A 25,636-nucleotide genomic window follows, 5' to 3' on the forward strand; every position below is an offset into this window, starting at 1 on the left:
AATGTCCTTTGTGCTAGGAGATTATCGGATCACTGGGCGTCGGGCCAACGAGATCGCTGCGGAGATCGAGCAGCTGGTGGTGAGCGGCTCCCTCGCGCCCGGCGCGATACTGCCGCCGCTGCGCGAGCTGGCCGGGGAGATCGGCGTCAACCCCAACACGGTGGCGGCCGCCTACCGGGTGCTGCGCGAACGCGGGGTCATCGAGACCGCCGGACGCCGGGGCTCGCGGGTGCTGCCGCGCCCCGCCGCCACCTCGCGGGACTTCGTCCGCCTGGAGATCCCGCCCGGGGCCCGCGACCTGTCCGAGGGCAACCCCGACCCGGCGCTGCTGCCCGCCCTCGGCCGCGCTCTCGCCGCCGCGGCCCGCGCCGAGGCCGACTCACCCGTGCTCTACGGCCGCGCCGCCCAGGAGGACCGGCTGCTCGCCCTCGCCGCCGCCTCCTTCGCCGCCGACGGCATCCCCGCCGACCACCTCGCGGTGACCTCCGGTTCCCTCGACGCCATCGAGCGCATCCTGCAGACCTGGCTCCGCCCCGGCGACACCGTCGCCGTCGAGGACCCGGGCTGGGGCGCGCTGCTCGACCTGCTCCCGGCGCTGGGCCTGAAGACCCACCCGGTCCGGGTGGACGACGACGGCCCGCTGACCGCCGACCTCGCGGAGGCGCTGGACGCCGGGGCCCGCGCGGTCGTCGTCACCAGCCGGGCGCAGAACCCGACCGGGGCCTCGCTCGGCAGCCGACGGGCGCGGGAGCTGCGGGAGTTGACGGAACGTCGCCCCGATGTCGGCGTGATCGAGGACGACCACGGCCACGGCATCGTGGACCTGCCCTTCGAGCGCGTGGGCGCGGCTACGTCCGCACGGTGGGCGGTGCTGCGGTCGGTGGCGAAGTCGCTCGGCCCCGACCTGCGCACGGCCGTGTTCGCAGGTGACGCCGAGACGGTCGAGCGGGTCCGCGGGCGGCTGCGGCTCGGGCCCGGCTGGGTCAGCCTGCTGCTCCAGCGCACGGCGGCGGAGCTGTGGGCCGGGCACGACCCCGCGCCTGTCGCCGCGGCCTACCGCGCCCGGCGCGACGAGCTGCTGGCCGAGCTCGCGGCGCGGGGCGTGCGGGCGCACGGGCGCAGCGGGCTCAACGTCTGGGTGCCGGTGCGGGACGAGACCGCCGCGGTCGCGGGCCTGCTGCGGCGCGGCTGGGGCGTCGCGGCGGGGGCGCGCTTCCGGGTGGACGCGCCGCCCGGCATCCGGATCACCGTCGCCTCGCTCCGCCAGGGCGATGCGGCCGCGCTCGCCGAGGACGTCGCCGCGCTCACCGGGTGGGGCGGCGGCGGACGCGGGGACGTCCTCGGGCGCGGCTGACGCCGCGTCAGACCGGCGGGAGCAGGCCGCGGCCGTGGGCCTGCTTCAGCCAGTTCGGGTACTCGGCCGTCATCAGGTCGTAGAGCTGCTCGTCGCTGAGGTTGGCCGGGTCCTGGACGGCGAAGAAGTCCGCGTTGTCCAGGAAGCGGCCGGGCAGGTCGTCCAGCTCCTCCAGGAAGCGGAAGGTTCCGTCGCCCCAGTTCGCGGCTGCGGCCCGGAAGCGCCGCCCGAACCGCCCGCCCTTGCCGGCGTCGGCGGCGGGCTGCTGGGCCTGCGGCGCGTCCACGGAGCGGGAGGACTTGCCGATCCCCATGAACTGCCAGAACAGCGGCTCGTAGCTGGAGGAGAGCACCTGCTGGCGGGTGGGCTGCTCGCTGGTGGTGTGACCGTCCGTCACGAACATGACGTAGACCGGCTGCTGGTCGGCGAAGGGCTGGTGGCGGGGGCCGTCGGAGCCGAAGTAGTGACGGCGGATCAGCTGCATGGCAGCGGCGTAGTTCGTGCCCGGCTCAAGGCGGTTGCGCTGCAGCATGGACTGCGTCCAGCCCTGGTACGAGCCCGCGCCGACGGAGCCTGCCTCGTGGCCGCCGGTGCCGAAGAGGAAGACGTCGACCTCGCCGTTGTCGTCGAAGCGCAGGCCGAGCGCGAGGACGCGCTCGACGAGGGCCTGGACCTTGCCGGAGCGGTAGAGGGTGTGCATGGACCCGCTGATGTCGAGGCAGAGGGCGACGCGGGCGGTGTGCTCGGAGAGGCCGTGCTTCTCGAGGCTGATCGCGGCCTTCTTGGTGAGGTCGAGGAGAGCGTGGTCGCCGCGGTCGGCGAGGGACTTCTCCATGTTGATCAGCTTCTGCTTCTTCAGGCTGATCGGGCCTCCGGCCCCGGGAACCCCCGCCCCGGCGGGCGCCTGCCCGGGATAGCCGGCCGGTGCCCCGTACCCGCCCCCGCCCGGCGCCTGCGGCGCGGGCGGTTGGGCGTACGGCCCGGCGGCCGGTGCCTGCGGGGGCGCGGGCGGTTGGCTGTAGGCCGCTGCCGGCTGCGCCGGGGCGCCGGGTGTGCTGGTGGCGGGTTGGCCGTATCCGGGCTGGGGTTGCGGCTGACCCGCCGCGCCGTACCCGCCCGCGCCCGGCGCCTGCGGCGCGGGGGGCTGGGCGTACGGCCCGGAGGCCGGCGCCTGCGGCGCGAGCGGTTGGGCGTAGCCCGCCGCGGGCTGGGCCGGGGCGGGGTGTGCGGGGGGCCCGTACCCGGCGGCGCCGGGCGCCTGCGGTCCGGTGTGGCTCTGCGCCGGGGTGTCGGTGGGGCTCTCGTCCACGCTGATGCCGAAGTCCGTGGCGAGGCCGGCGAGGCCGGTGGCGTAGCCCTGGCCGACGGCGCGGAACTTCCAGGCGTCAGCGCGGCGGTAGAACTCGCCGAAGAGGAAGGCGGTTTCGGAGGTCGCGTCGGTGATGGAGAAGACGGCCAGCTCGGCGCCGTCCGGCCCGGTCACCCGCAGCTGCAGGCCGGGCACCTGGCCGAACGTGCCGCCGTCCGCCGAGGCGCCGATCACGACGCGGTCGATCTGCGGCTCCACGCGCGGGAGTTCGACCGTCACCGCGTTGCCGTCCTGGCGGACCGCGCCGGCCGACGCCGCGTGCACGGGCTGGTTGTAGAAGACGAAGTCGTCGTCGCTGCGCACCCGCCCGGACGCGGTCAGCAGCAGTGCGGAGACGTCCACGGCCGGTACCCCCGGGCCGGACTGCCAGCTCACCTCCGCTCGGAGCGTGGTCGCAGGGACGGGGACGTTGGCGCCCTTGGCAATCGCGGTCATGGGGACATCCTGCCGCGCGGCACCGCCCGCGCCCAGGCACAACCCAGGAAACACCCCAGGCATTGAGTCCCGACCGATCGTTCGGTAGATTGATCGGCATGACGTTCGACGCGCTCATCGCCCGCGGCCAGCGGATCGAACCCCGGGACGACATGCCCGAGGGCTACCGGAAGACGCTGGTCCGGCAGATCGCGCAGCACGCGCACTCGGAGATCATCGGCATGCAGCCGGAGGGGGAGTGGATCACCCGGGCGCCGAGCCTGCGCCGGAAGGCGATCCTCTTCGCCAAGGTGCAGGACGAGGCCGGGCACGGGCTGTACCTCTACTCCGCCGCCGAGACCCTCGGCGTGGACCGCGCCGAGCTCACCGAACTGCTGCTGCAGGGGCGGCAGAAGTACTCCTCGATCTTCAACTACCCGACGCTGTCCTTCGCCGATGTCGGCGTCATCGGCTGGTTCGTGGACGGCGCGGCGATCTGCAACCAGGTGCCCCTCTGCCGCAGCTCCTACGGGCCCTACGCCCGCGCCATGGTGCGGATCTGCAAGGAGGAGTCGTTCCACCAGCGCCAGGGCTACGAGCTGCTGCTGCGCATGATGTCCGGCACCGAGGCCCAGCGCGCCGACGTGCAGGACGCGGTGGACCGCTGGTGGTGGCCCTCGCTGATGATGTTCGGCCCGCCGGACGACGACTCGCCCAACACCGCGCAGTCCATGGCGTGGGGCATCAAGCGGCACAGCAACGACGAACTGCGGCAGCGCTTCGTGGACATGACGGTCCCCCAGGCGGAGAAGCTGGGCGTCACGCTTCCGGACCCGGAGCTGCGCTGGAACGAGGAGCGCGGCCACCACGACTTCGGGCGGCCCGACTTCGACGAGCTCAAGCGGGTCATCAGCGGCGACGGCCCGTGCAACGAGCAGCGGATGGCCCGGCGCCGGCAGGCGCACGAGGACGGCGCCTGGGTCCGCGCGGCTGCCGCCGCGCACGCGGCCAAGCACCGCGCCCAGCAAGGCCGTTCGCAGCAGCACCGTTGGCAGCAGGACGGTTCGCAGGAGGAGCAGGGATGAACGACTGGTCGCTGTTCGAGGTCTTCGTGCGTGGCAAGCGCGGGCTCAACCACGTGCACGTGGGCTCGCTGCACGCCGCCGACGAGCAGATGGCGCTGACCAGCGCCCGCGACCTCTACACCCGCCGCAACGAGGGCGTCAGCATCTGGGTGGTCCGCTCCGACCTGATCACCGCCTCCTCGCCCGACGAGAAGGACGCCTTCTTCAAGCCCAGCGGGGACAAGGTCTACCGGCACCCGACCTTCTACGCCATCCCCGACGACGTCCCGCACATCTAGGAGCGACCGCGTGATCGACCAGGACGACGACCACGTCTACCTCTCCCTGGTGGAGGGCGACGGCGACGGCCGCTGGGCCTTCGGCACCGGCTTCGAGGACCCGCTGATGGGGGTCGACCCCACCGTCCCCGAGGGGGTGGACACCAGCGAACTCGCGGCTCTTTGCGTCGAGTTGGGCGACGACGCGCTGGTCGCCGCGCAGCGACTGGCCGAGTGGACGACGCGCGCGCCCGAGTTGGAGGAGGAGGTCGCCCTGGCCAACATCGGCCTCGACCTGCTCGGCCAGGCCCGGCTGCTCTACTCCCGCGCCGGCCAGGTCGACGGCACCGGCCGGGACGAGGACGCCTTCGCCTACGCGCGCGGCCCCGAGGAGTTCCGCAACCTGCTGCTGGTGGAGCAGCCCCGGGGCGACTTCGCCCACTGCGTCACCGGCCTGCTGCTGCACTCCACCTGGCGGCTCGCGCTGATGCAGCGGCTGCGCACGCATCCGGACCCGGTGCTCGCGGCCGTCGCGGCGAAGGCCGTCCCCGAGCTGAGCTACCACCGTGACCATGCCGCCCAGTGGGTCCTCCGCCTCGGCGACGGCACCGAGGAGTCGCGGCGGCGGATGCTGGCCGCGCTCGGGAAGCTCTGGCCCTACCTCGGCGAACTGCACGCCGCCGCGCCCGAGCTGCGTGAGGAGGTCGAGGACGTGCTGCGCCAGGTGCTCCGCGCGGCGACCCTTCCGGAGCCGCAGGCCACGCCGGTCACGACGTCCGGACGCCGGGGTGAGCACGGGGAGCACCTTGCGCCGCTGCTGGAGGAGCTCCAGTCGGTGGCCCGGACGCATCCGGGGGCGACATGGTGACGGTGCGTCAGTCCGCCGCGAGCGTCGCCGCCGCGGTCCGCGACCCGGAGCTGCCGGTGCTGACCCTGGCCGAGCTCGGCGTGCTGCGGGACGTCCGTGAGGACGCGGACGGAGGCGTCACCGTGGCGCTGACGCCGACCTACAGCGGTTGCCCGGCGATCGCCGAGATGCGCGCCGACCTCGACGCGGCGCTGCGGGACGCGGGCTACGAGCAGGTCCGGGTGGTCACCGTGCTGAGCCCGCCGTGGACCACGGACTGGATCTCCGAGACCGGCAGGGCCAAGCTCCTGGCGGCCGGCATCGCGCCCCCGGGCCCGGCTCCCCGGCGCGACGGTCCCGTGCCGCTCACCCTGCTGCCGACGCGGACCGCTGTCGTCCCGTGCCCCCACTGCGGCTCTCCCGACACCGAGGAGACCAGCCGCCACTCCGCCACCCCGTGCCGGGCGCTGCGCCGCTGCCGCGTCTGCCGGGAACCCTTCGAGCAGGTCAAGGAGCTGTGACGGTGCCCGAGTTCCTCCCGCTGCGGGTCGCCGCCGTCGAGCCGCTGTGCGCGGACGCCGTCGCGGTGACCTTCGACGCGCCCGCCGAGGAGTACCGCTTCCGGGCCGGCCAGTCGCTGACGATTCGTCGACTTGTCGATGGCCGCGAGGAGCGCCGGTCCTACTCGATCTGCGCGCCGGAGGGCGGCCCGCTGCGGATCGGCGTGCGCGAGGTGCCCGGCGGCCTGTTCTCGTCCTGGCTGGTCCGGGACGTGCGGCCGGGAGACGTCGTGGAAGCGCTGCCCCCGCTGGGCCTGTTCACCCCCGACCTGAGCCGTCCCGCCCACCACGCCCTGGTGGCCGCCGGATCGGGGATCACACCGCTGCTGTCCATCGCGGCGACCGCGCTCGCGGACGGGGAGTCCCGGGTGACCCTGTTCTACGGCAACCGGCGCTCGGACACCGTGATGTTCGCGGACGAGCTGGCCGACCTGAAGGACCGGTACCCGGCGCGCTTCCAGCTGGTGCACGTGCTCTCCCGCGAGCCCCGTGAGGCGGAGCTGCTGACCGGCCGCATCGACGGCGCGCACTTCGCGGCCCTGCTCGACGCCCTGGTGGACGTGGCGGACGTCGATCACTGGTGGCTCTGCGGCCCGCTGGGCATGGTCGAGGACGCCCGGAAGGTCCTGGCCGAGGCGGGCGTCCCGGGGGACCGGGTGCACCGTGAGCTCTTCTTCGCGGAAGAGGGGGACGCGCCCGAGCCGCTGCGCCACGAGGAGCCCGAACCGACCGGCCCGAGCGTGGAGTTGACGGTCCGCCTGGACGGCCGCGAGTCGTCGCTCGCGGTACCGGCGGACGCCCTCCTGCTGGACGCTGCGCAGGCGGCCCGGCCCGACCTGCCCTTCGCCTGCAAGGGCGGTGTCTGCGGCACCTGCCGCGCGAAGGTGGTCGAGGGCACGGTCCACATGCGCCGGAACTTCGCGCTCGAGCGCGAGGAGGTCGACGCCGGCTACGTCCTCACCTGCCAGGCTCGCGCCACGAGTGACTGCGTGACGCTGAGCTTCGACGAGTAACCATCAGGGGCGCGGGGACCGCGCGACCAGCCCCCTCGCGGAGGTTCGACCCGTTGATCGGGGAAGGACCTCCCTCAGCGGTGGGGCTGGTCGCGCGGTCCCCGCGCCCCTGATGGTGCAGGCGGGCGTCAGCCCGATTTGCGGCGGAAGTTCCGGGCGCCGCCCGACCTGCCGTGGGTGCCGTGGATCTTGGACGGATCGCCCGGGTGGTGACCCTGGCCGCCCTCCACCTGGGGGCCGCGCTTCCGGGCCAGCGCCTCGCGGAACTTGCGCTTGACGTCGTCCTCGGGGCTCTCGTGCTGTTCCTGCGTGACGTCTTCGGACATGACTGCTGACCTCCGGATAGGGCCGCCGTTCGGCGGCTCCCAGTGTGTCATGTCAGAGCCGCGTCCAGACGGTCCGTCAGGCGATTGAGCAGCTCATGGAGTTGACGCAGCTCCGCAGTCTCCAGGCCGGACCGCCGGGCGAGTTCGCGGGGCACCCGCTGGGCCGGGCCGCGCAGCGCCTCGCCGGACGCCGTGAGGGAGACCACGACCACGCGCTCGTCCTCCGTCGAGCGCTCGCGCCGCACCAGCCCTGCCGCCTCCAGCCGCTTCAGCAGCGGGGAGAGCGTGCCCGAGTCGAGGCGCAGCAGTTCGCCGATGCGCTTGACCGGCAGGTCGCCGTGCTGCCACAGCGCCATCATCGTCAGGTACTGAGGGTAGGTGAGCTGCAGGTCCTGGAGCAGGTCCCGATAGAGCGCGCCGAAGGCGCGGGACGCGCTGTTGAGCGCGAAGCACACCTGGTGCTCCAGGCGCAGCAGGTCCGCCGACCGCGCCTCGGTCTCCGATTCCGGTTCCGGTCCCGGGTTGATCGTCATGCCTCCTAGTGTAGTATTCAGTTGTGCGCAATTGAATGATGCGCAATCGACCGAAGGAGTCTTCTGCCATGGACGCGCTCTACACCGCAGTCGCCACCGCCAACGGCCGGGAGGGCCGGGCCGTCAGCTCGGACGGGCAGCTGGACCTGGCCCTGGCCATGCCCCCGGCGCTGGGCGGCAACGGGCAGGGCACCAACCCCGAGCAGCTCTTCGCCGCCGGGTACTCCGCCTGCTTCGCCAGCGCGCTCGGCCTGGTGGGCCGTCAGGCCAAGGTGGACACCAGCGAGGCCTCGGTGACGGCCGAGGTGAGCATCGGCAGCAACGGGCAGGGCGGGTTCGGCCTCGCCGTCGTGCTCCGGGTCGAGCTGCCGGAGTCGCTCCAGGGGGAGCAGGGCGAGCTGCTGGTGAAGAAGGCGCACGAGGTCTGCCCGTACTCCAACGCCACCCGCGGCAACATCCCGGTCGAGCTGATCATCGAGTAGGGCGCATGTAGGGTGGGGCCCGCAGCAGCAGCGGGCCCCTACTCCCCGGGACGGGCCCACCGGTCGCAAAGGGAACGGCCCTGATGGATCTCGCGTACCTCCCCAGCCCCTCGCAGGGCGTCTGGCACCTCGGTCCGGTGCCGATCCGCGCGTACGCGCTGTGCATCCTGGCCGGCATCGCCGCCGCGATCTGGCTGACCCGCAAGCGCTGGGTCAAGCTGGGCGGCAACGCCGACGACATCTTCGACATCGCGCTCTGGGCGGTGCCCTTCGGCATCCTGGGCGGTCGCCTCTACCACGTGATCACCGACCCCGAGCTGTACTTCACCAAGGGCCAGCACCCCATCCGCGCGCTCTACATCTGGGACGGCGGTCTCGGCATCTGGGGCGCCGTCGCCCTCGGTGCGGTCGGTGCCTGGATCGGTTGCAGGCAGAAGGGCATCAAGCTCTCCGCCTTCGCCGACGCCATGGCCCCCGGGCTGGTGCTGGCCCAGGCCATCGGCCGGTGGGGCAACTACTTCAACCAGGAGCTCTACGGCGACCGGACCTCGCTGCCCTGGGGCCTGGAGATCAACAAGGACGGCGTGCACGGCGTCTTCCAGCCGACCTTCCTCTACGAGTCGCTGTGGGACCTCGGCGTGATGGCCGTGCTGCTGCTCGTGGACCGGCGCTGGCAGTTCCACTCCGGCCGCCTCTTCGCCCTCTACGTCGCCCTCTACACGGCGGGCCGCGGCTGGATCGAGTCGCTGCGCACGGACCACGCCAACGAGTTCTTCGGGGTCCGGCTCAACGACTGGACCTCGCTGATCCTCTTCCTGGCAGCGGTGGCGTACCTGATCGCCACGCGCAACCGGCCGGAACCCGAGAACCGCACCGGGAAGTCGGTGCCGCCGACGCCGGAGCCCGCCGACAGCAGCGAGGGTTCGTCCAAGCAGCACGCCTGAGCGACGGGCCCTCAGGCGGCGGCCGTCACGGCAGCTGACCCCGGCTCAGGTGCTCGACGTGGTAGACCGCCTGGTCCAGCAGGGCGCGGACGTGCGCGTCGTAGAGCGCGTAGACGACGCTGCGGCCGTGCCGCTCGCTGCTGACCAGGCCCTGCTCGCGCAGCACCCGCAGCTGGTGCGAGCACGCCGACTGCTCCATGCCGACCTCGGCCGCCAGTTCGGTGGCCGCGCAGGGCCCCTCGCGCAGCCGGGCGAGGATCATCAGCCGCGACGGCGTGGCCAGCGCCTGCAGCGCTCCGGCGACCCGGGCCGCGGCCGACGCGTCCAGGCGCCCGGCAGGGGGCACCGCGACCTCGGCCTCGACCGCCGCCTGCTCCATGCGCGCCGTCCTCCGCTGCTGTTCACCCCTACACGCATCGTCATCGTACCGAGCAGAAACGATCTGCCCGCTAGCATCGAAGGCGGCGGGAGTTGTGGGAAGTCCTGGCGGCACGTCAGGTGTTGGTAAGTGTCAGCTGGCGGTGTCGACCGGAAAGGGGACGGCTGCGCATGGCCGTGCTGTCCGTGGTGTTCGCGGTACTCGCGGCGGTGAGCAATGCGCTCGGCACCGTGCTGCAGCGGCGTGCCGCGCTGACCGTCCCGCAGTCCCAGGGCTTCCGGATCGGCCTGATGTGGGATCTGCTGCGCACCCCGATCTGGCTGTTCGGCATCCTCGGCGTCGTCTTCGCCGCGCTCTTCCAGGGCGTCGCCCTGGCCACCGGCCCGTTGGCGGTCGTCCAACCGATCTTCGTCCTCGAGCTGCCGTTCGCCCTGCTGATCGCGGGTGTCGTCTTCAAGCGGCAGATGTCGCGGGCGGGTTGGGTCTCGGTGGGGCTGATCGTCACCGGCCTCGGTCTCGCTCTGGGGAGCGCGGCGCCCAGCGGCGGCAATCCGCAGGCCCCCGCCGCCCTCTGGTTCCTGGCCCTGGCCTGCTGCGGCGGCGCCATGGCCGTCCTCTGCGCGGCGGCGCTGCGGCGGCCGGTCGGCCCGGCCCGGGCCGCCTGCCTCGGCTTCGCGGCGGCCATCGGCTACGCACTGACCGCGGCGCTGATGAAGTCGGCCACCGACACCCTCGACCACGACGGCGTCGCCGCGTTCTTCGAGGCCTGGCAGACCTACGCCTTCGCGGCGGTCGGCGTCGGCGCGCTGTTCCTGCTGGAGAACGCCATGCAGGCCGGCCCGCTGGTGGCCTCGCAACCCGCGCTCACCCTCGGCGACGCCCTGATCAGCCTCTCCCTCGGCGTCACCCTCTACGACGAGCACGTCCGCACCGGCTGGTGGCTGCTGCCCGCGATCATCGGCGTGGGACTGGTGCTGACCGGCGTGGTCGGCCTCTCGCGGCTGGACATCCTGCCGCAGGAGACCGCGGATTCCGCCCCGCGCCGGACGGCTGCGGCCCCGCGCGGCGCGCGGCTCAGCGAGAACCCGTGACCGCCTGCGCGTAGAGCACGGCCGCGTCCGTGCCGAAGCGCACGCTGTAGGAGACGTCCGGCGTCGCGCCGCCCTGCTCGAAGCCGCCGATCACCCCGACGACGCGGTCGCCCAGCAGCCACGGACTGCCGCTGGTCCCGTCGGTGTAGCCGGTGCAGGCGATGCGCAGCTGGGTGGCGGAGTAGTGGTCCACCAGGTTGCGGCAGGTGATCGGGTCGTCGTCGCCGTCCGGGTAGCCGGTGAGGCTGACCGGCTCCGCCGCGGCGGCCGCGGCGGGATCGGTCTCGGCGTCGAACTCCTCGGCGCCGACGACCTGTTGAACGCTCCGCCCCTGACTGTCCGGACCGAGGACGGCGAACGCGACGTCGTGGTCCTCGTCCTCGTCCTGGCTCCAGGCGTCGTCGACGACGACGGCGGTGACCGGCCAACTGCCGTAGGGCGCGGTGCCCGCGCGGTAGCCGGGCGCGAAGGAGACGCCGCTCGCGCCCCCGCTGAGGCAGTGCGCGGCGGTGATGACGAGGTTCCCGGCGGGGCTGTCGACGACGCTCGCCGTGCAGAAGTGGTCGCCGCCGGAGAACAGCGCGCCGATCCGCGCGGCGGCGGCACCGGCCGGGGCGAGACGGCCGATGCCCAAACCATCGGCCGAGGCCTGGTCGCTGACGGTGGTGCAGAAACCCGCGGTGAGCAGCACCAGCCAGGCCGCGGCGGCCCTGGGGAAGCGGAGCGGCGTCATGCGGATCAGGTTGGCGGAGGCGCATGACGCCGGTATGGGGACGAGGTAAGGGTCCGCTGAGAATCAGCGGCCGGCGCTTCGGCGCTGGGCGCCGAAGAGGCGCTCGATCTCGCGCCGGTCCCGCTTGGTGGGGCGACCCGCTCCCCGGTCCCGGACGGCGACGGGCGCGATGTCGGTGCGCGCGGGCGGCGGCGGGCTGTGGTCCACGTAGCACTCGGCGGCGACGGGCGCGCCGACGCGCTTCACGATCACCTTCGACACGACGACGATCCGCTCGCGGCCTTCGCCGCGCAGCCGCACCTGGTCCCCGACCTTCACCGCCTGGGCGGGCTTGGCCCGCTCGTCGTTGATCCGCACGTGCCCTGCGCGGGCGGCGGCGTTCGCCTGCGAGCGGGTCTTGGTCAGCCGCACCGCCCAGAGCCACGCGTCGACCCGGGCACTGCTGAGGGAATCGGGGGCGTCGGACATGCTCCGAGCTTACGGCCCGAGGGCCGGTGTCGAGAGAGCCCCGGTGGCGGTGGGGTGGGGCAGCGCACGTGCCGGCGCGCTGCGCTCGCTGCGCCCGGCAGCGAGGCCGCCCGACGCCCGATGTCGGTCGCCCGGGCTTCGGCCGGGGTGGCGTGTGGCTTTCGACGGGTGGGCATGGGGGCGGGGCGGTGCTGTGCGGTGCCTGCGGCCTGTTGGCGGGGGTGCGGTCGCTCAGCCTTCGGCCGGGGGGAGCGGGGGGATGCGGAGGGCGGGGGTCGGTGGCGGACGGGTGCCGCGATTGGTCGCGGGCCGGCTTGTGCTGTGACAGCCGTGGCCTGGCGGTGAGTTCGTCAGCCCGCGGACCACCCCGCTCGGCCTCCCGCCGAGGCGGGCGGCTGCGGCGGGCAGGAGGGTGCGTGGTGCGGCGCGCAGGTGGGCCAGGCCGGTGGTTGGTCGGGCCTTGGTCGGGGTGGTGGGGGGCTTGTGGGGAGGAGGGGTGGCTGTGGGGCGGTGCGTGGGGTGTCGGTGGTGGGCTGGGGTGGGCTCGTTGAACTGGCGTTGGGGGTGGGGGCGGCCGGTGAGGGGTTCACCTTCGTGAAACACGGTTCGTCTACAGTGAGTCGCACGCCCAGGCCGGTGTTGTCCGAGGTGAGTGTCCGTCAGACGACTCTCCGAGGAGGAGTGAGGCCTGTGTCGCGTCCGTCGCCACCGCTGTGGCTTGCGCATGCGTTCCGCTGGCAGCGGGGGCCCGTGCCGTGGGGGGCCGTCGGGCGAGGGGCGGTCGGGGTGGTGCCGATGGTGGGGGCGCTGGCCTTCGGGGCCGTCTCCGCGGCGATCCCGCTCGCGCTCGGCGCGATGTTCGCAGGCGTCAACGACCGTCCCGGCAGCAGGCGTTCGGCGCTTGCCCGGATCGGCGTCCCGGCACTCGGCGGGGCGGTCGGGCTCGGCGCCGGGCAGGCCGCGCAGGTCTCCGGGCTTCCCGTCAGCGCCGCCGTGCTCGGCCTCGGGCTGGTGGGGCTGGTCGCCGGAGGCGTGAGCGCGGTCGGGCCGGTCGCGTCCGCCGTCGGCACGCAGTTGCTCATCACCGCCGCCCTGGGCTGGGGCATCGCCACCCCGCTGCCCGCGTGGGCCCAGTCCCTCTGCTTCCTGGGCGGCGCGGCCTGGCTGCTGGCGCTGCGTGTCGCACTGCCCGCGCCCGGGCGGGGCGGACCGTACCTGCTCGATGGCGAGCGTGGCGCCGTCGCCGACGCGTACCAGGCCGTCGCCGCGCTGCTCGAAGCCGACGGGCCGTCAGAACACTCCCGCCGCCGGGCCGCCCTGTCGGCTGCGCTCGACCGGGCGCAGGACGCGCTCACCGGTCCCCGGCTCCGCCGCGGCGCGCTGGGCGCGGCCGAGCGGCGGCTGCGGGCGCAGTTCGCCGCGGTGCACCCGCTCGCCGAGGCGGCCACCGCCCTCGCCTGGGAGGGCGAGCGCCTGCCGACTCGCGTGGCGCGGGGTCCGCGCCGCCTGGCGGAGGCGGTACGCGACGGCGGCGCCTGCGGTCCGCTGCCCGCCCCCGGGCGGGCGACGGCGGCTCAACGCGCCTTCGACGACGCGCTGTTGGCCGCGGCGCAGACCTTCGGCACCCCGACCGCCGCCGTTCCCGCGCCGGTCGCCCGCCGCTGGGCACGCGGCATGCGGGCGGCGCTCGGCCCCGCCGGGCGGGAGTACGGGCTGCGCGTCGCCCTCGCCACCGCGGCCAGCACGGCGGCGGCGCAGGCCCTGCACCCTGCGCACTGGTACTGGCTCCCGGTGACCGCGGCCTTCCTGGTCAAGCCCGACCTCGGTCCGCTGGTCTCCCGGACGCTTAACCGGGTGCTCGGCACGGTCGTCGGTGCGGGGGTCTTCGGTGTGCTCGCCCCGGAGCTGCCCGGGACGCTGTGGCTGCCGGTCGCGGTGGTGGCGGTGACGGGCGCGCTGATCCCGCTGTCGCTGCGTCACTTCGCCCTGCAGACGGGGGTGATCACGGTTCTGGTGCTGACCCTGGTCGGCCGGGAGGGCGGGGCCGGACTGGTCGGCTCGCGGATCGAGGACACGCTGCTGGCCTGCGCCCTGGTGCTGCTGGTGGGGCACGTGCCCATTCCGGGGCACCACGGCGTCGGCGTCGCGCTGCGCCGGGCGCGGGCCGAGCGGGCGGCGGGGGAGTATCTGCGGCACGTCCTCGCGGGCGCGGGCGCCGATCCCGTCGCGCGGGGTCGCCTGCGGCGGGCGGCGTACCGGGAGCTGGGCGCGGCGCGGGCGGGGGTGGAACTGGCGGCGGCGGAGCTTCCCTCGCACGCACGTCCCGCCCTGGCGGCGGCCCCGGTACTGCAAGCGCTGGAGCGCCTGGTCGACACCGCCACGGCGGCTGCGGTCGAACTCGACCATGGGGAGGGTGAGTTGCCGCCACGCCACCGGAGGGAGCTGGAGCGGCTGCTCGGCAGGCTGCCGTCGACAGGCTGAAAGTCCATGCCGGGAGAGGCAGTTGGCGGTGCTCTGTGCTGCCCTGTGGATGCGAGCCGTCGAGCCGACCGTGCTCGGGGCGGGAGCGGCATGGGCCAGGCCCCGGCGGGCGGAACCTCAGCGCCAGGCCAGGTGACCGGGGGCAGCGGTGGTCTGCGGCAGGAAGCCGCCGGTGGCGGACTCTGCGCGGGGGCCCTGACAGGGCGTCTGGGCTTGCGGGTCTGCCCTGGGTGAGTCGAAGGGCGCCCGGCGCTCCGCGGCTGAGCGCGCGTTCCCCCGGCCCCGCGCGTGGGGGTGGCCGGGGCAGCCGGGATGTCTTCGGGGCGGGAGGCCGACGACGGGGCAGCGGGCGGGACCCTGACCGCCCGTCAGGGCTTGCGGGCGGCGAAGACGTAGCCGTCGGGGGTGGTGGCGCTGACGGGGCCGCCGGGGGCGGGGCGCCAGGCGCCGGGATGGACGACGCCGGGCGCGGCGATGTCGAGGCCCGCCGCGAAGGCGCTGACCTCCTCCAGGGAGCGGGGGTGGATGCCCACGCCGCCGGAGCGGTACGCCGAGCCGGCGCGGCCGACCTGGTCCGGGCTGGCGTCGGCGGTGGCGTGGGCGAGGACCAGCCAGCTGCCCGGAGCGAGCCGGTCCACCAGCGTGGCGACGATGCCGTGCGGGTCGTCCTCGTCCGCGAGGAAGTGCACGACCGCGCTGAGCACCAGTGCCACCGGGCGGTCCAGGTCCAGGGCCGCGTCCGGTCCGGCGAGGCAGGGGTGGGCGAGGATGGCCTTCGGGTCGCGCAGGTCGGCGGCGACGAAGTCGATCCGGCCCTCGGGGGTGCTGTTGAGCAGGGCCCGGGTGTGGGCCAGCACGATCGGGTCGTTGTCGACGTAGACGACGCGCGCCTCGGGCCGGACGGCCTGCACGGTCTCGTGCAGGTTGGGGCTGGTCGGGATGCCGGAGCCGATGTCGAGGTACTGGTCGATGCCCTCGTGGGCGAGGAACGAGCCGGCCCGGCCCAGGAAGGCCCGGCCCGCGCGGACGACGTCCCGCAGGCCCGGGAACGCGGCCAGCGCCTGACCGGCGATCTCGCGGTCCGGTGCGAAGTTGGTCTTCCCGCCGAGCAGGTAGTCGTACATCCGGGCCGACTGGGGCCGGTCGGTGTGGAGTTCGACCCGGTCGACGGGTTCGAGCTCCAGAGCCGTGCTCATCCAGGCGCCGAAGCCCCAGTCGTCCGCGGCCATGGCCCGCGCTCCCCTCCCCGGTGTCGCCGGGCCTGTCGCTCAGTCAACGGGGATCACTGTAGCGGCAGTTGGGTCCAGAAGATCAAGGGCGAGGTCCCCCGAGGCGGCGATCCGGTCCAGCACCTCGTCCGGGCCGAAGGCGAGTTGGGCGGGGTCGGTGCAGGCGGCCACCTCGTCCCAGGTGACCGGGGTGGAGACGCCCGGCGCGGGGCTGGTGGCGCGCAGGGTGTAGGGCGTCGAGGTGGTCTTGGCGGTGTTGTTCTGCGACCAGTCGACGAACACCTTGCCGGGTCGCAGGGCCTTGGTCATCCGGGCCACCACCTGCTTCGGGTGGGCGATGGCGAGCCGCTCCGCCATCCGCCGGGCGTAGTCGAGGACGGCCTCGGCGGGGGAGGGCAGCAGCGGGGCGTACAGGTGCAGGCCCTTGCTGCCCGAGGTGACCGGGACGCAGTCCAGCCCGTCCGCCGCCAGCGCCTCGCGGATCAGCAGGGCGACCCGGCAGCAGTCGGTCAGGTCCGCGCCCTCGCCGGGGTCGAGGTCGACGACGAGCCGGTCGTGCAGCTCCGCGCCGTCGGTGCCGTTCCACTGCGGCACGTGGATCTCCAGGCAGTACAGGTTGGCCAGGGCCATCAGCGAGGGGCGGTCGTCCACGGAGACGTGGGCCTTGGTCCCCTCGGACTTGCTCGGCACGTCCACCCGCCGCACCCAGGGCGGGGTGCCGCCGGGCGGGTTCTTGGCGTAGAAGCGCTCGCCGGCCACGCCCTCGGGGAAGCGGACGAAGGAGGCGGCCCGGTTCCGGGTGTGCGGCAGCAGGGCGTCGGCGACGCGGGCGTAGTAGTCCAGCGCCTCGCCCTTGGTGAACTCCGGCCACAGCGGCTTGTCCAGATGGGAGAGGGTGAGCCTGCGTCCGTCTACCTCTACGGTGATGCGTTCCGGCATGTCGGCCATTATGAATTGACTTGTCCCGTTTGCTGGGGTTTTGTCACGTTGGGCCGAGGAAAGGTGCACGTCATGCCGCAGGTCACCTGGAAGGGCAACATCTCCTTCGGGCTGGTCAGTGTGCCCGTGCAGCTCTACTCGGCCACGGAGTCCCATTCGGGGCCGGTACTGCACCAGGTGCACGAGAAGGACGGCTCACGCGTCCGGCTCAAGCGGTTCTGCGAGGCGGAGGACAAGGAGATCCCCTACGGCGAGATCTCCAAGGGCTGGCAGAACCCCGGCGACGGCAGCACGGTCGTGCTCACGGACGAGGACCTCTCGCACCTCCCGGTGCCCAGCAAGCGGGTCATCGACGTGCTCGGCTTCGTGCCCGCCGAGCAGATGGACCCGCTGCGCTGGTCCACCCCCTACTACGTCGGCCTCGCCGACAAGGCCCCGGCCAAGCCCTACGTGCTGCTTCGGGAGGCGCTGCGCGAGTCCGGCCAGGTGGCGGTGACCAAGGTGACGCTCCGGTCGCGCGAGTCGCTGGCGGTGCTGCGGGTGCAGGGGGACCTGATGGTGCTTCAGACCGTGCTCTGGCCGGACGAGATCCGCGAACCCGGGCGGATCGCGCCCCCGGACGAGCAACTGCGTCCGCAGGAGCTGAAGATGGCCCGCAGTCTGATGGACACGCTCTCGGAGGACTTCGACCCGGACGCCCTGCGGGACGAGTACGCGCAGGCACTTCAGGAGGTGCTGGAGGCCAAGGCCGAGGGTGTCGCCCCGCCCGAGGAGCCGGCCGAGCCGGGCGGCGGCGGGCAGGTCATCGACCTGATGGAGGCGCTGCGCAGCAGCGTCAAGGCGGCGAAGGCGTCGCGCGGCTCGCGGCGGAAGGGCGAGGAGGGGGAGCCGGAGGCCGCGGCGGAGCAGGCGGAGTCTCCGGAAGCCGTGGCACCTGCGGCGAAGAAGGCCCCGGCGAAGCGGGCGGCGGCCAAGAAGCCCGCACCCGCGAAGAAGGCGGCCGCCAAGAAGACCACGGCGGCGAAGAAGTCCGCCTCGCGCCGGGCGTCCTGAGCCTTGCCGGGCTTCGTCGCGCCGATGCTGGCCACGCCCGGCGCCCTGCCGAGGGACGGCTCGCTCTGGGCCGGGGAGGTCAAGTGGGACGGCATGCGGGTCGTCTGCGCGGTGGGCCGGGACGGCGGGGTGCAGCTGTTCGCCCGCAGCGGGGCGGACGCGACGCTGCGTTATCCGGAGGCCGAGGTGCTGGGCGAACTGCTCGGCGGGTCATCGGCCGTGCTGGACGGGGAGGTGGTCGCGCTGGACCCGGCCAACGGGCGGCCGTCGTTCGGCCGGCTGCAGGAACGGATGAGCCTGCGCCGGTCGGCCCAGGTGCGGGCGGCCATGGCGGAGGTGCCGGTGGTACTGATGCTCTTCGACGTGCTGGAGCTGCACGATCGGGACACCATGCCGCTGCCGTACACGGAGCGGCGCGGCCTGCTCGAGGGCCTGGGGCTGGAGGGCGGAGCGGTGCACGTGCCGCCCGCGTGGATCGGCGACCCGGAGGCGGCGGTGGCCTGGACGCGGGAGCACGGCCTGGAGGGCGTCGTGCTCAAGCGCCTGGCCGGCCGGTACCGGGCGGGCGTGCGCTCGTCCGACTGGCTGAAGCTCAAGTTCCGGCCGGCGGTGGACGTCGTGGTCGGCGGCTGGCTGGAGGACGAGACAGGGGAGCCGCGCAGCCTGCTGGTCGGCGTCCCGAGCGGGGAGGGCGGCGGGCTGCTGGAGTACCGGGGGGCGGTCGGCTCCGGCCTCGGCCCCGGTGAACGGCTGGCGCTGGCACCGCAGTTGGCGCGGCTGGCGGCCGACACGTGCCCTTTTGCAGGCGGTCCCGCCGTCCTGGAGCCCCGGATGCGCCGCGCCCACTGGCTCCGGCCGGAACTCCGCGGCGAGGTCGAGTACGCCGACATCACGGCCCTCGGCCGACTGCGCCAGCCGGTCTGGCGGGGCGTCAGAAGCGGCTGACCGCACGGGTGTTCAGCAGACGACGGTGCGGATGAAGCGGGTGATGCCGTCGTGGAGGTTGACGTAGCTGTACCGCTGGGCGGAGCCGTAGATGGCGTAGCCGCCCGCGTCGACGGTCACCGGGCCCTCGTCGCGTTCGATGAGCAGGCGGCCCTCGACGACGGCGATCATCTCGTGCCAGCCCTCGGGGTCGGGCTCGGCGCGGTAGCGCTCGCCCGGGCCGAGTGACCAGGTCCACAGCTGCGCCTCGGCGCGCGCCGGGACGCTGCCGAGGAGGACGGCCTCACTGCCCGGGTGCTCGCCCCGCCAGACGACGGCATCGATGCGCCGGCTCTGCGCCGCCGGGTCGCTGACCAGTTCCACGAAGGTGGCGTCCAGGGCCTCGGCGAGGCGGTCCAGGCTGGAGAGGCTGACGTTGGTGTCGCCGCCCTCGAGGTTGACGATCATGCGACGGCTGATGCCCGAGGCCTCGGCGAGGGCGACCTGGCTGAGCCCGGCCCTGCGGCGCAGGCGGCGCAGGTTCTCACCGACGAAGGCTAGGACGTCGGAGCGCGGCCGGTCGACGGCAGGGGTATTGCTGTGCAGCATAGTGCGCATATCCTGTGCAGTATGTTGCACAGCCCGTCGCCCCGCCGGAGGCTGCCCCTCCCCGCCCTGAGTCGTCACGACCTCGCCCTCATGGTCATCACCATGTTCTGGGGCACGACCTTCCTCATCGTCCACGTCGCCGTGCAACACAGCGGTCCTCTCTTCTTCGTGGGGCTCCGCTTCGTCACTGCCGGGCTGCTCACCCTACTCGTCTTCCGCGGTGCCCTGGCGGGTCTGACCTGGCGCGAGGCCGTGGCGGGCGTGGCCGTCGGGGTGAGCATCTTCCTCGGGTACGCCCTGCAGACCTTCGGCCTGCAGACGGTCAGCAGCAGCCGGTCCGCCTTCATCACCGCGCTGTACGTCCCGCTGGTGCCGCTGTTCCAATGGCTCGTGCTGCGGCGGTCGCCCAGGCCGACCGGGCTGGTCGGGATCGCCTGCGCCTTCGGCGGCCTGCTGCTGGTCGCCGGGCCCGTGGCGGGCGGCGGCTTCGGGATCGGGGAGCTGGCCACGCTGGGCGCGGCGGTCGCCGCGGCGGCGGAGATCGTGCTGATCGCCCGCTTCGCCGGGCGCATCGACCTGCGGCGGATCACCTTCGTGCAGCTGCTGTCGGCGGGCGTCCTGTCCTTTCTGGCGATGCCGGTGGCGGGCGAGCCGGTGCCGGGCTTCTCCTGGGTCTGGCTCGTCGCGGCGGTCGGCCTCGGCGCGGCCAGCGCGGTCATCCAGCTGACGATGAACTGGGCGCAGAAGTCGGTGCCCCCGATGCGCGCCACCGTCATCTATGCGGGTGAGCCGGTCTGGGGCGGCGTCGTCGGCCGCATCGCGGGCGACCGGCTGCCGGGGCCGGCGCTGCTGGGGGCGGGGCTGATCGTGCTCGGCGTGCTGGTCAGCGAATGGCAGCCGCGACGCCGGGCGGCGGTGCCGACGCCGGCGGCGGGCGAGCCGGTGTCGGTGCCGGTGCCGGTGCCGGTGCCGGTGCCGTCGCCGCAGCCGTCGCCGCGGCCCGTGGTGGCGGAGGAGGAGGCGGTGGCGCCGTCAACGCCCTGAACGGGGACAGGAGTTGACGGACCGGCAGGTGCGGGTGGGGGCGCGCGGGGACGGGCGTACGTGGCCGGATAGTCTGGGGCTCCATGACGACCACGACCGCCCTCTGGTCCTTCGCCCTCGTCGTCGGCCTGCTGACGCTGACCCCGGGCCTCGACACCGCGCTCATCCTCCGCACCGCCGCGCTCGGCCACCGGGCCCGCGCCTGGGGTGTGGTGCTGGGCATCCAGACCGGGACGCTGCTCTGGGGCACGCTCTCCTCCCTGGGCGTCACGGCGATCCTCGCCGCGTCCCAACTCGCCTATGACGCGCTGCGGTTGGCCGGGGCGGCGTACCTGCTGTGGATGGGCGGGCGGATGGTGCTGGCCACGCTGCGGCGCCGGGGCGGCGGCGATGCGGAAGGGGACCGGGCCGACCTGCCCACGGGTTCCGCCGACCGCTTCGGAGCCGGCTGGCGGCAGGGGACGACGACCAACCTGCTCAACCCGAAGGTGGGGGTCTTCTACGTGGCGGTGCTGCCGCAGTTCATCCCGGCACACGCCCCGCATCTCGCCTTCGGGGTGCTGCTCGCGTCCGAGCACGTCGTACTGGGCCTGCTGTGGTCCGCGGTCCTGATCGCCTTCGCCCGCGCGGTGCGCGGCTGGCTCCGCCGCCCCAGCGCCCGCCGCGTCCTGGACCGCATCACCGGAACGGTGATCGTGGCCTTCGGTGTGAGGCTGGCTCTGGGCGACTGAGCGCGACCACGCGCGCCAGCGGCAGACGGTCCGGAGCCCCGACGCGTTTCGGGCGCCCCCACACCGTTGCGGTGGCCCGCCCGCCGCCCCCGGCCTTCGGCCGGACCGGTGTGGCGCCGGGGCGGGGCTGTGTGGTTTTGGGGCGGGAGCGGGATGGCCTTTTGGCGGGCGTGGTGCGGCAGTTGGGCCGAGGCTTGCCGGCCTTCGGTGTGAGGCTGGCCGTGGGCGACTGAGCGTGACCGGGCCGGGGCGAAGGCGGCTCGGAGTGCCGCCGCGCTTCGGCGCCGCCAGGCGGGGCGTGCCCGGCCCGCTGCTCGTCGGCCTTCGGGCGGAGCGGTGTGGCGCCGGGGCGGGGCTGTGTGGTTTTGGGGCGGGAGCGGGATGGCCTTTTGGCGCGCGTGGTGCGGCAGTTGGGTCGGCGGTCGCCGGCCTTCGGCCGGGGCGTTGGGTGCGGCGCAGGTCGCGTCGGGGCCCCTGCGGTGGAGGCGGGCAGCGTGGGGGCGAAGACCTGGGCGGGAAGGCTCTAGCGGGGGGTGGGCGGGCGATCGAGCAGGTCGGCGACCAGGCTGCGGGCGTAGGGGGCGTCCGTGGGTTCGAGGGCCAGGAGCACGCGGAAGAAGAGTGGAGCGAGCAGGTGGTCCATGGCCTCCTGCTGGGTCGGGTGGGGCTCGCCGCGTGCGTCGGCGTGGGCGAGGATCGTGGCGATCTGCAGGGCCCGCGCGTCCAGGCAGGGGTTGGGGGTGCGGTCCGAGGCCGAGCGGCTGATGGAGCCGCGCAGCAGCGCCAGGCCCTCCGGGTGGGTGATCGAAGCGAGGGTCCGTTCCGCCCACTCGGTCAGATCGGCGCGCAGGTCCCCGGTGTCGGGTGCGGGGTCGTGCGGGCGCAGCCGGGTCACCGCGACGGATTGCAGCAGTTGGCTGACGTCGCCCCAACGCCGGTATACCGTAGTCGGGTTGACGCCCGCGCGGGCGGCGACCGCGGGGATGGTCAGCTGGTCCGGGCCCTGCTCCGCGACCAGTTCCGCAACCGCCTGGTGGACCGCCGCCTGCACGCGGGCGCTGCGGCCCCCGGGCCGAGTGCCGCTGCTCGTGCTGCCGGCGTCCCGGCGGGGTTCGGTGGTGCTCACGGGGGAATGCTAACGCAATTGCTTTTGCTTTAACGCAGGCGCACCTGTAGCGTCCACTAAAGCCAACCCATTTGCTTTAGGCATCCTCGGAGGCTGCCGCCATGCCTGCCTTGCCCGCCCTGCCCCGCATCTCCCGCGGACCGGCCTTCTGGCTGGTCGCGACGGTGCTCCTACTGCTGATGTTCGCGGCCTCGGCGCCCTCGCCGCTCTACGTCGTCTACCAGGCGCGCTGGGGCTTCTCCGCGGCCGTGCTGACCACGGTCTTCGCGGTCTACGCCCTGTTCCTGCTGCTCGCCCTGCTGGTGGTCGGCAGCCTCTCCGACCACCTCGGCCGCCGCCCGGTGCTGATCGCCTCCGCACTGCTGGAAGCGGTCGCCATGCTGCTGTTCGTGGGCGCGAGCGGGGTCGGCTGGCTGCTCGTGGCCCGCGCCGTCCAGGGCGTGGCGACCGGAGCGGCCACCGGCGCGCTCGCGGCCGCGCTGATCGACCTCCAGCCGGAGCGCCGTCCCGGGCTCGGCCCCCTGATCAACGGCGCCTTCGCGACCCTCGGCCTGGCCGCGGGCGCGCTCGGCTCCGGTCTGCTCGTCCAGTACGCCCCCGCGCCCCGGACCCTCGTCTACGTGCTGCTGCTGGCCGCGTTCCTGCTCGCCGCCCTCGCGTTGACCGCTCTGCCGGAGACGGCCGTCCGGCGTCCCGGCGCGGCCCGCTCGCTGCTGCCGCGGGCGCGGGTGCCGCGCCAGGCGCGGCGCGCGTTCACGGCGCTGGTACCCGGCATGATCGCAAACTGGGCCGTCGGCGGGCTGTACCTCTCGCTCGTCCCCTCGCTGGTGGCCCGGGTCCTGCACGTGGGCAACCACCTGGTCGGCGGCCTCGCCATCGCCACCCTGTGCGCGGCCGCCACGGTCAGCTCCTACGCCATGCGCGGGCGGGCGGCCCGACCGCAGCTGGTGCTGGGCTCCGCGGCACTGGCCGTGGGCATGCTGGGAACGCTGGCGGCCCTCGAACTCGACAGCCTGGCCCTGCTGTTCGTGACCACCGCCGTCGCCGGCGTCGGCTTCGGCGTGGCGTTCCTGGGCACGCTCAGCACCCTCGGTCCGCTGGCCGCCGCGGGGGAGCGGGCGGAGCTGTTCGCGACCCTCTACGTCGTCAACTACCTGGCCTTCAGCCTGCCCGCGGTCGTCGCCGGCTTCGCCGTCCCGCATGCAGGCCTGCTGCGCACCGCTGTGGTGTACGGCGGCGTGGTGGCCGCGCTCTCGGTGGCCTCGCTGGTGGCGGCCCTGCTGATGGGGCGTCAGCAGCCGGGCGAGGCCCGGCCCTTGGCGTCCTCCACCGGTCAGGAGGCGTCGGACGCGTCGGCGCAGGAGTCGACGGCTCAGCGGGCGGGGCGGAAGGCGTAGCTCGCGAGCTCGGCCACCGTGGTCCAGCCGAGCGTGCGGTAGAGCGCCTGGCCCTGGTCGCTGGCGGCCAGGATGCCGGTGCGGGCGCCGTGGTCGAGCGCGGCGTGGGCGAGGCTCCGCATCACCGCGGAGCCGAGGCCCCGCCGCTGGTGCGAATCCTGCGTGACGATCTGGTCGGCGACGGCCGTGGTCGCACCGGTCACCGCCATCCGCCCGCTCGCGGCGAGCTCTCCGTCCCCGGTCCGGACGCAGGCGACGGCGACGCGGTCCTCGACCGCGATGTCCAGCGTGTAGCCGTCCGGGACGCGGATCTGCGGCGAGCGCCGGAGCTGAACCGTCATCAGATGGCCCGGTGCGTCCGGCTCCCAGTCGGGGCCGAGCCAGCGGCCGACCGCGTCGGGGTCCAGGAAGGCCTTGATCCACACGTCCCGCGCGCCCTCGGCCGCGATCTCGGCCGCCGCCTTGCGCACGACCTCCTCGTCCGGCGCCAACAGCACGTGGCGGGCGAGGTGTCCGGGCAGGCCGACGTCCACGCGCAGCCCCCAGGGCACGGCGACGGCGTCGGGGTGCGGCGGGAGACCGTCCATCCGGCGACCCAGGCGGCGACGGTCTCGCTGTGCGGATAGGCCATGTGGACTCCCCGGGCGAAAAGGGACAGGTAATGGATGAACTCGGGAGGAGGTTATTACAGCTCGTGTCGGCGCGCCAGCACGGCACCGGCGGACTAGCGTCGCGGGCATGCGTATCGTCATCGCCGGGGGACACGGGAAGATCGCACTGCGACTGGAGCGGCTGCTGTCCGCTCGGGGCGACGAGGTCTACGGCCTGGTCCGGGCTCCCGGGCAGGCCGACGACCTGCGGGCGTCGGGAGCCGAGCCCATCGTCTGCGACCTGGAGAGCGCGAGCGTCCAGCAGTTGGCCGATGTCCTGTCCGGCACCGACGTCGCGGTCTTCGCCGCGGGCGCGGGCGGCGGCAGCCAGGCCCACCGGACGGTGCACGTGGACCGCGACGGCGCGGTGAAGTTCGTGGACGCGGCCGTACTCGCCCGCGTCCCCAGGTTCCTGATGGTCTCCTCCATGGGCGCGGCCACCCGGCCCGAGGGCATGGGCGACCAGTTCGCCCGTTACCTCCAGGCGAAGGGCGAGGCCGACGCCCACCTGACCGCCCAGCCCGGCTTGGAGTGGACCGTGCTCCGTCCCGGCGTCCTCGGCGACGAGCCCGGCAGCGGACGCGTCCGCCTCGCCGAGCACACCGGCCGCGGCGGCGTCCCCCGCGACGCCGTCGCCGCGGACCTCGCCGAGCTGACGTCGGCGCCGAGCACGGCCGGGAAGATCCTGGAACTGATCGCCGGGGAGACTCCGGTGGCGGAGGCGGTGCGCGCGGTCTCCTGACGGGGGTCTCCTGAGGCGGCTGGGCGGCTGGGCGACAGTGCCGCGCTGCGGCAAGGGAGTTGAGGCACCGTCATCCCGGCCCGGACACACGCGGCAGCCGCACCGCCAGGCCGGCCGCGGCCTCGGGCGGGTCGTGACAAGTGTCATGGGGGAGTCGTGGACGGCCGCACTCCCTCTGCCGATCCCGCCGCCGCACCATGGCGGACATGACGAACTCGACCGGCACGTCCAGCGGCCCCGTCGCCGCCACCGCCTCCGCGGAGGTCGCCCGCTCCTTCCGTCGGGCCCGGCTCTGCGCCGTCGCCTACCTGGGCCTCAGTGCCGCCACCCTGCTCGCGGCCGGCCTGCTGCACCGCCATGCCGACCTGGTCACGCCCACCGTCTGGGTCCGGGGGACCATCGTCACCGCGAGCGCCGTGCTCACCCTGGCGCTCGTCGCCCGGGCCGCCCGCGGCTCGCGCGGGGCCCACCGCCGACTGCGCCTCCTCAGCGGGGTGATGCTCACGGCGATCGTCGTGCTGCTGGCCGTGCCCGGTTCGCTGCCGCTGTGGGTCAAGGTCGAACAGGGCGTGTGCGGGCTGCTGTTGGCCGCCCTGCTGGCCCTCGTCAGCGCCGCCCGCGTCCGCGCGGCCCTCGCGGCGTCGTGAACCGGGCGGACGCGCTCCCCGCCGCTGGTGCCGGGACCGGACAGGTCCACCGGGTTGCGGCGCCCGGCACGGCACTTCCCCAGCCTTCGGCCGGGGGTGCCGCCACGCCGCGCTGTCGGGCGCGCCCAAAGTACATGCAGTACGAGGGCGACCCTCCGCTGCGTTCTTCCCCCAGCCTTCGGCCGGGGGTGCCGCCGCCACCGGACACC

At 74.1% G+C, this 25,636-nt stretch carries 28 protein-coding genes; 17 read left to right on the forward strand and 11 right to left on the reverse strand.

Features of this window, described 5'->3' with window-relative positions; all coding sequences use genetic code 11:
- Window positions 1-10 precede the first annotated feature (10 nt).
- Window positions 11-1,354: an aminotransferase class I/II-fold pyridoxal phosphate-dependent enzyme gene (locus ACFP3V_RS07465; protein ID WP_380581084.1), complete on the forward strand. Its 1,344-nt coding sequence runs from the start codon at window positions 11-13 to the stop codon at window positions 1,352-1,354.
- 7 nt (window positions 1,355-1,361) lie between these two features.
- Here the strand turns inward: ACFP3V_RS07465 and ACFP3V_RS07470 are convergent, their stop codons facing one another.
- Entirely contained in the window at window positions 1,362-3,158 is a 1,797-nt protein-coding gene (locus tag ACFP3V_RS07470; protein WP_380581086.1) for a VWA domain-containing protein, read from the reverse strand.
- Between the two features lie 98 nt (window positions 3,159-3,256).
- Between ACFP3V_RS07470 and paaA the strand changes: the two genes are divergently transcribed.
- The 5 genes from paaA to paaE are packed head-to-tail and all read left to right on the forward strand — an operon-like array spanning window position 3,257 to window position 6,899.
- The gene (gene paaA / locus ACFP3V_RS07475; RefSeq protein ID WP_380581088.1) at window positions 3,257-4,222 is read left to right on the forward strand and encodes a 1,2-phenylacetyl-CoA epoxidase subunit PaaA; all 966 of its coding nucleotides are present in this window, start codon (window positions 3,257-3,259) and stop codon (window positions 4,220-4,222) included.
- Window positions 4,219-4,500: a 1,2-phenylacetyl-CoA epoxidase subunit PaaB gene (gene paaB, locus ACFP3V_RS07480; protein WP_380581090.1), complete on the forward strand. Its 282-nt coding sequence runs from the start codon at window positions 4,219-4,221 to the stop codon at window positions 4,498-4,500. The genes paaA and paaB overlap by 4 nt, the downstream gene beginning before the upstream one ends.
- A gap of 13 nt (window positions 4,501-4,513) precedes the next feature.
- The gene (paaC, locus tag ACFP3V_RS07485; RefSeq protein WP_380581237.1) at window positions 4,514-5,347 is read left to right on the forward strand and encodes a 1,2-phenylacetyl-CoA epoxidase subunit PaaC; all 834 of its coding nucleotides are present in this window, start codon (window positions 4,514-4,516) and stop codon (window positions 5,345-5,347) included.
- Window positions 5,341-5,847, forward strand: a complete 507-nt coding sequence (paaD, locus tag ACFP3V_RS07490; protein WP_380581092.1) for a 1,2-phenylacetyl-CoA epoxidase subunit PaaD — start codon at window positions 5,341-5,343, stop codon at window positions 5,845-5,847. The genes paaC and paaD overlap by 7 nt, the downstream gene beginning before the upstream one ends.
- Window positions 5,811-6,899 (forward strand): 1,2-phenylacetyl-CoA epoxidase subunit PaaE, encoded by a 1,089-nt coding sequence (paaE, locus tag ACFP3V_RS07495; protein ID WP_380581239.1) that lies wholly within the window; start codon window positions 5,811-5,813, stop codon window positions 6,897-6,899. The genes paaD and paaE overlap by 37 nt, the downstream gene beginning before the upstream one ends.
- A 128-nt stretch (window positions 6,900-7,027) precedes the next feature.
- Here the strand turns inward: paaE and ACFP3V_RS07500 are convergent, their stop codons facing one another.
- Window positions 7,028-7,225 (reverse strand): DUF5302 domain-containing protein, encoded by a 198-nt coding sequence (locus ACFP3V_RS07500; RefSeq protein ID WP_380581094.1) that lies wholly within the window; start codon window positions 7,223-7,225, stop codon window positions 7,028-7,030.
- A gap of 47 nt (window positions 7,226-7,272) precedes the next feature.
- A complete protein-coding gene (locus ACFP3V_RS07505) occupies window positions 7,273-7,758 on the reverse strand; it encodes a MarR family winged helix-turn-helix transcriptional regulator (RefSeq protein ID WP_380581096.1) in 486 nt (161 codons plus the stop codon).
- A gap of 68 nt (window positions 7,759-7,826) precedes the next feature.
- On the opposite strand from ACFP3V_RS07505, the gene ACFP3V_RS07510 reads away from it, so the two are divergent.
- Together ACFP3V_RS07510 and lgt are read left to right on the forward strand one after the other, a co-directional pair.
- Entirely contained in the window at window positions 7,827-8,240 is a 414-nt protein-coding gene (locus tag ACFP3V_RS07510; RefSeq protein WP_380581098.1) for an organic hydroperoxide resistance protein, read from the forward strand.
- Window positions 8,241-8,323: 83 nt separating this feature from the next.
- Entirely contained in the window at window positions 8,324-9,184 is an 861-nt protein-coding gene (lgt, locus tag ACFP3V_RS07515) for a prolipoprotein diacylglyceryl transferase (protein ID WP_380581100.1), read from the forward strand.
- 25 nt (window positions 9,185-9,209) lie between these two features.
- On the opposite strand, the gene ACFP3V_RS07520 is transcribed toward lgt, so the two are convergent.
- On the reverse strand, window positions 9,210-9,563 hold the full coding sequence (locus ACFP3V_RS07520) for an ArsR/SmtB family transcription factor (RefSeq protein ID WP_380581102.1): 354 nt from the start codon (window positions 9,561-9,563) through the stop codon (window positions 9,210-9,212).
- Window positions 9,564-9,733: 170 nt separating this feature from the next.
- Between ACFP3V_RS07520 and ACFP3V_RS07525 the strand changes: the two genes are divergently transcribed.
- A complete protein-coding gene (locus ACFP3V_RS07525) occupies window positions 9,734-10,654 on the forward strand; it encodes a DMT family transporter (RefSeq protein WP_380581104.1) in 921 nt (306 codons plus the stop codon).
- On the opposite strand, the gene ACFP3V_RS07530 is transcribed toward ACFP3V_RS07525, so the two are convergent.
- Together ACFP3V_RS07530 and ACFP3V_RS07535 are read right to left on the reverse strand one after the other, a co-directional pair.
- On the reverse strand, window positions 10,638-11,387 hold the full coding sequence (locus ACFP3V_RS07530) for a trypsin-like serine peptidase (protein ID WP_380581106.1): 750 nt from the start codon (window positions 11,385-11,387) through the stop codon (window positions 10,638-10,640). The two genes, ACFP3V_RS07525 and ACFP3V_RS07530, sit on opposite strands and share 17 nt — an antisense overlap.
- 63 nt (window positions 11,388-11,450) lie before the next feature.
- Window positions 11,451-11,855 (reverse strand): RNA-binding S4 domain-containing protein, encoded by a 405-nt coding sequence (locus tag ACFP3V_RS07535; protein ID WP_380581108.1) that lies wholly within the window; start codon window positions 11,853-11,855, stop codon window positions 11,451-11,453.
- A 795-nt stretch (window positions 11,856-12,650) separates the two neighbouring features.
- Between ACFP3V_RS07535 and ACFP3V_RS07540 the strand changes: the two genes are divergently transcribed.
- Window positions 12,651-14,336 (forward strand): FUSC family protein, encoded by a 1,686-nt coding sequence (locus tag ACFP3V_RS07540; RefSeq protein ID WP_380581241.1) that lies wholly within the window; start codon window positions 12,651-12,653, stop codon window positions 14,334-14,336.
- Window positions 14,337-14,704: 368 nt separating this feature from the next.
- Here ACFP3V_RS07540 and ACFP3V_RS07545 read toward each other — a convergent pair whose 3' ends face one another.
- Together ACFP3V_RS07545 and ligD are read right to left on the reverse strand one after the other, a co-directional pair.
- A complete protein-coding gene (locus tag ACFP3V_RS07545; protein WP_380581110.1) occupies window positions 14,705-15,565 on the reverse strand; it encodes an SAM-dependent methyltransferase in 861 nt (286 codons plus the stop codon).
- 39 nt (window positions 15,566-15,604) lie between these two features.
- On the reverse strand, window positions 15,605-16,504 hold the full coding sequence (gene ligD / locus ACFP3V_RS07550) for a non-homologous end-joining DNA ligase (protein WP_380581112.1): 900 nt from the start codon (window positions 16,502-16,504) through the stop codon (window positions 15,605-15,607).
- Window positions 16,505-16,576: 72 nt separating this feature from the next.
- Here ligD and ku point away from each other — a divergent pair, with 72 nt between their 5' ends.
- Both ku and ACFP3V_RS07560 read left to right on the forward strand, forming a co-directional pair.
- Entirely contained in the window at window positions 16,577-17,557 is a 981-nt protein-coding gene (gene ku / locus ACFP3V_RS07555) for a non-homologous end joining protein Ku (protein ID WP_380581114.1), read from the forward strand.
- Window positions 17,558-17,581: 24 nt separating this feature from the next.
- Complete coding sequence (locus ACFP3V_RS07560; protein ID WP_380581116.1) at window positions 17,582-18,502, forward strand: ATP-dependent DNA ligase; 921 nt, start codon at window positions 17,582-17,584, stop codon at window positions 18,500-18,502.
- A 12-nt stretch (window positions 18,503-18,514) separates the two neighbouring features.
- Here the strand turns inward: ACFP3V_RS07560 and ACFP3V_RS07565 are convergent, their stop codons facing one another.
- On the reverse strand, window positions 18,515-19,090 hold the full coding sequence (locus ACFP3V_RS07565) for a helix-turn-helix domain-containing protein (protein ID WP_380581118.1): 576 nt from the start codon (window positions 19,088-19,090) through the stop codon (window positions 18,515-18,517).
- 21 nt (window positions 19,091-19,111) lie between these two features.
- Between ACFP3V_RS07565 and ACFP3V_RS07570 the strand changes: the two genes are divergently transcribed.
- Together ACFP3V_RS07570 and ACFP3V_RS07575 are read left to right on the forward strand one after the other, a co-directional pair.
- Window positions 19,112-20,134 (forward strand): DMT family transporter, encoded by a 1,023-nt coding sequence (locus ACFP3V_RS07570; protein WP_380581120.1) that lies wholly within the window; start codon window positions 19,112-19,114, stop codon window positions 20,132-20,134.
- Between the two features lie 83 nt (window positions 20,135-20,217).
- Window positions 20,218-20,865, forward strand: a complete 648-nt coding sequence (locus ACFP3V_RS07575; RefSeq protein ID WP_380581122.1) for a LysE family translocator — start codon at window positions 20,218-20,220, stop codon at window positions 20,863-20,865.
- A 523-nt stretch (window positions 20,866-21,388) separates the two neighbouring features.
- On the opposite strand, the gene ACFP3V_RS07580 is transcribed toward ACFP3V_RS07575, so the two are convergent.
- On the reverse strand, window positions 21,389-21,991 hold the full coding sequence (locus tag ACFP3V_RS07580; protein ID WP_380581124.1) for a TetR/AcrR family transcriptional regulator: 603 nt from the start codon (window positions 21,989-21,991) through the stop codon (window positions 21,389-21,391).
- 101 nt (window positions 21,992-22,092) lie between these two features.
- Here ACFP3V_RS07580 and ACFP3V_RS07585 point away from each other — a divergent pair, with 101 nt between their 5' ends.
- The gene (locus tag ACFP3V_RS07585; RefSeq protein WP_380581126.1) at window positions 22,093-23,388 is read left to right on the forward strand and encodes an MFS transporter; all 1,296 of its coding nucleotides are present in this window, start codon (window positions 22,093-22,095) and stop codon (window positions 23,386-23,388) included.
- Here ACFP3V_RS07585 and ACFP3V_RS07590 read toward each other — a convergent pair.
- Window positions 23,364-23,975 carry a GNAT family N-acetyltransferase gene (locus ACFP3V_RS07590; protein WP_380581128.1) on the reverse strand — a complete coding sequence of 204 codons (612 nt, stop codon included), beginning with the start codon at window positions 23,973-23,975 and terminating at the stop codon, window positions 23,364-23,366. The two genes, ACFP3V_RS07585 and ACFP3V_RS07590, sit on opposite strands and share 25 nt — an antisense overlap.
- Window positions 23,976-24,126: 151 nt before the next feature.
- Between ACFP3V_RS07590 and ACFP3V_RS07595 the strand changes: the two genes are divergently transcribed.
- Both ACFP3V_RS07595 and ACFP3V_RS07600 read left to right on the forward strand, forming a co-directional pair.
- Window positions 24,127-24,780 (forward strand): NAD(P)H-binding protein, encoded by a 654-nt coding sequence (locus tag ACFP3V_RS07595; RefSeq protein ID WP_380581130.1) that lies wholly within the window; start codon window positions 24,127-24,129, stop codon window positions 24,778-24,780.
- Window positions 24,781-24,986: 206 nt separating this feature from the next.
- Window positions 24,987-25,427: a hypothetical protein gene (locus tag ACFP3V_RS07600; RefSeq protein WP_380581132.1), complete on the forward strand. Its 441-nt coding sequence runs from the start codon at window positions 24,987-24,989 to the stop codon at window positions 25,425-25,427.
- The last annotated feature ends 209 nt before the right edge of the window (window positions 25,428-25,636 follow it).

This window comes from Streptacidiphilus monticola (assembly GCF_042658505.1).
GTDB classification, from domain to species: domain Bacteria; phylum Actinomycetota; class Actinomycetes; order Streptomycetales; family Streptomycetaceae; genus Streptacidiphilus; species Streptacidiphilus monticola.